This window comes from Phyllobacterium bourgognense (assembly GCF_003337575.1).
Lineage (GTDB): Bacteria > Pseudomonadota > Alphaproteobacteria > Rhizobiales > Rhizobiaceae > Phyllobacterium > Phyllobacterium bourgognense.
This window is the reverse complement of sequence record NZ_QPJM01000050.1, coordinates 1-3,359: the sequence shown is the minus strand read 5'-3', so window position 1 is coordinate 3,359 and position 3,359 is coordinate 1. Positions and strand designations below refer to the sequence as shown.

Here is a 3,359-nt window from a genome sequence, read left to right as displayed (position 1 = left end):
ATGGATGCTTATTGGCGCGCCTCGAATTATTTGTCGGTTGGCCAGATCTATCTTCTCGACAATCCGCTGCTGAAAGAGCCGTTAAAGCGCGAGCACATCAAACCACGGCTGCTCGGCCACTGGGGCACGTCGCCTGGTTTGAACATGCTCTACGTCCACCTCAATCGCGTGATCAAACGCGATGATCTCGACATGATCTATGTTATTGGACCCGGACACGGCGGACCTTCGCTTGTCGCACACGCTTATCTCGAAGGGACCTACAGCGAGTTCTATCCCAATATCAGCCAGGACACTGAAGGCATGAGGAGGCTGTTCAAGCAGTTCAGCTTCCCCGGCGGCATCCCCAGCCACGTAGCCCCGGAAACACCTGGCAGCATGCACGAGGGCGGCGAATTGGGCTATGCCCTCAGCCACGCCTACGGGGCGGCGTTCGACAACCCGGACTTGATTGTTGCGTGTGTTGTGGGCGATGGGGAGGCGGAGACAGGTCCGCTCGCAACGGGCTGGCATAGCAACAAATTCCTGAACCCTGCGCGCGACGGATGCGTGTTGCCAATCCTGCATCTGAACGGCTACAAGATCGCCAACCCATGCTTCCTTGCCCGCATTCCCAAGGACGAACTGCAGAAATTCTTCGAGGGAATGGGTTACGCGCCATATTTCGTCGAAGGCGATGATCCGGAGAATGTGCACCAGCAATTGGCCGGTGCACTGGATGCGGCCGTCAAGGACATCAAGAAAATTTGGACGGATGCCCGCACCAAGGGCAACCTGAAGCGTCCGGCCTGGCCGATGATTGTTTTCCGCACGCCAAAGGGGTGGACCTGCCCGCCCGAGATAGATGGCAAGAAGTGCGAAGACTATTGGCGCGCGCATCAGGTGCCGATGGGTGACATGGACAAGACGGAACACATCAGCATTCTCCAGGAATGGATGAAAAGTTATAGGCCCGAGGAATTCTTCGAAGATGACGGCCGGTTCAAGCCCGAATTGGCGGCGCTCGCGCCTACCGGGCATCGTCGCATGAGCGACAACCCGCATGCGAACGGCGGTTTGCTGCTGCGCGACCTGAAGATGCCCGACTTCCGCGATTATGCAGTATCGGTGCTTAGCCCAGGTGCAACCATAACGGAGTCGGCGCGGGTGATGGGCAAGTTTCTCCGCGATGTGATGAAGATGAACTTAGGCAGTAAAAACTTCCGCCTGTTCAGTCCGGATGAGAACAACTCAAATCGATGGCAGGATGTTCTTGAGGTCACCGATCGTTGCTATATGGCCGAGATTTATCCCACTGATGATCATCTGTCACCGGACGGCCGGGTGATGGAAGTGCTCAGCGAGCATCAATGTCAGGGCTGGCTGGAAGGCTATCTGCTTACCGGCCGGCATGGATTTTTCTCCTGTTACGAAGCCTTCATCCACATCATCGATTCAATGTTCAACCAGCATGCCAAGTGGCTGAAAGTGTGCAACCATATCCCCTGGCGGCGGCCAATAGCCTCGCTCAACTACTTCCTGAGCTCACACGTCTGGCGGCAGGACCACAATGGTTTCAGCCACCAAGACCCAGGATTCCTCGATCATGTGGCCAACAAAAAGGCAGAGGTCATTCGCATCTATTTGCCGCCGGACGCCAATACACTTCTATCGGTCACCGATCACTGCTTGCGCAGCCGCAACTATGTCAACGTCGTGGTGGCCGGCAAACAGCCTGCACCGCAGTGGCTGACAATGGATCAAGCGGTCAAGCACTGCGATGCGGGCGTCGGTATCTGGGAATGGGCAAGCAACGACAAGGGCGGTGAGCCCGACGTGGTGATGGCTTGTTGCGGCGATGTACCAACGCTCGAGACCCTGGCCGCAGTCGAGCTGATCCGGGAGCACATTCCGGAATTGAAAGTCCGCGTCATCAACGTCGTGAACCTCATGAAGCTCCAGCCGACGAAGGAGCATCCGCATGGATTGTCGGATCCTGACTTTGATGCGCTGTTCACCAAGGATAAGCCAATCATCTTCGCCTTCCACGGCTATCCATGGCTCATCCACCGCCTCACCTACCGCCGGACGAACCATGGTAATCTGCACGTTCGCGGCTACAAGGAAGAAGGAACCACGACGACGCCGTTCGATATGGCGGTCCTGAACGAAATCGACCGCTTCCACCTGGTCGAAGACGTTATTGACAGGCTCCCGCAACTGGGTGCGCGCGCTGCCTATTTCAAACAGGCAATTCACCAGAAGCTGGTCGAACACAGGCAGTATATTGAGCAATTCGGCGACGATATGCCAGCAATAAGCGGCTGGAAATGGGGCTTGAAAGGCGGGGACAAAAAGTCGGCCAGAACCTCGACAGAAGGGGACAACGCCTGAGCTAAGCCGCAAACCAGCCAAATGGAGGTTCCTGTGCCAGCGAGTGAGCCTGAGACGGTACGACACAAGGTAATTCCCGATCTGGCGGAAACGAATTCCGACGTCGTCTTGCTATCCAACGGCCGTTATAGTGTCTTGGTTACGGCAGCCGGGGCAGGCTACGGGAGCTGGCAGGGCATTGACGTTACCCGGTGGCAAGCGGACTTCACGCGCGATTGCTGGGGACAGTTTTGCTACGTCCGGGATCTGGCCGACAACAGCCTGTGGTCCATCGGAAGGCAACCGATCGTTGAGCCAGGAGTGGTCCGGGAGAACGCCTTTCACGGAGACAGGGCGGAATTCCGCTGCCATTCCGGCGACATCGAGACTTTCTGGAAAGTCTGTGTCGCAGGAGATGCCGACGCCGAGGTTCGCTTGCTGACGATGATCAATCACGGCGCGAGGGAGCGAACCCTTGAATTGACAAGCTACGCTGAAGTCTGCCTCAACAATCGTCGTGCCGACCAGGCACATCCCGCGTTCACCAAACTATTTGTCGAAACGACCTACGACCGCACGACGGGCGCTTTATTTGCACGCCGCAGGCCGCGCGATGTGAACGAGAAACCGACTTGGGCAATCCATGTATCGTCATCGAGCCAGCCAGCCCACCAAGAGCCTGAATACGAGACTGACCGGCTCCGATTCCTTGGACGAGGACGCACGGCCGCCAATCCTGCAGTATTTGACGCCCGTACATCGCTTTCCGGGACGACCGGCCCTGTCCTCGATCCCATCGTCTCCCTACGACGGACTGTTCGTGTTGGTCCAGGTGCGGAAGCGCACGTCGCCTTTGTGACGGGAGCCGCGGACAACCAGTCAGCCATCCAGGCAATCGCCGAGCAATACTCGAAGTTCGCTGCGGTCGAGCAAGCGTTCCGCGGGTCAATGGAGAGATACAAGTGCGAGCTCGATGAATTCAGGCTTACACCCGGCGACGTTTCGGT

1 protein-coding gene and 1 pseudogene are annotated in these 3,359 nt (G+C 57.3%); both read left to right on the top strand.

Translation table 11 applies throughout. The features are described 5' to 3' along the window. Nucleotides 1–2,373: phosphoketolase family protein (locus C7476_RS27700; protein ID WP_114433117.1), on the top strand; the 2,373-nt coding region annotated here is incomplete at its 5' end. Between the two features lie 33 nt (nucleotides 2,374–2,406). Further along, nucleotides 2,407–3,359, top strand: a pseudogene (locus C7476_RS27695) (GH36-type glycosyl hydrolase domain-containing protein); the annotation flags it as partial.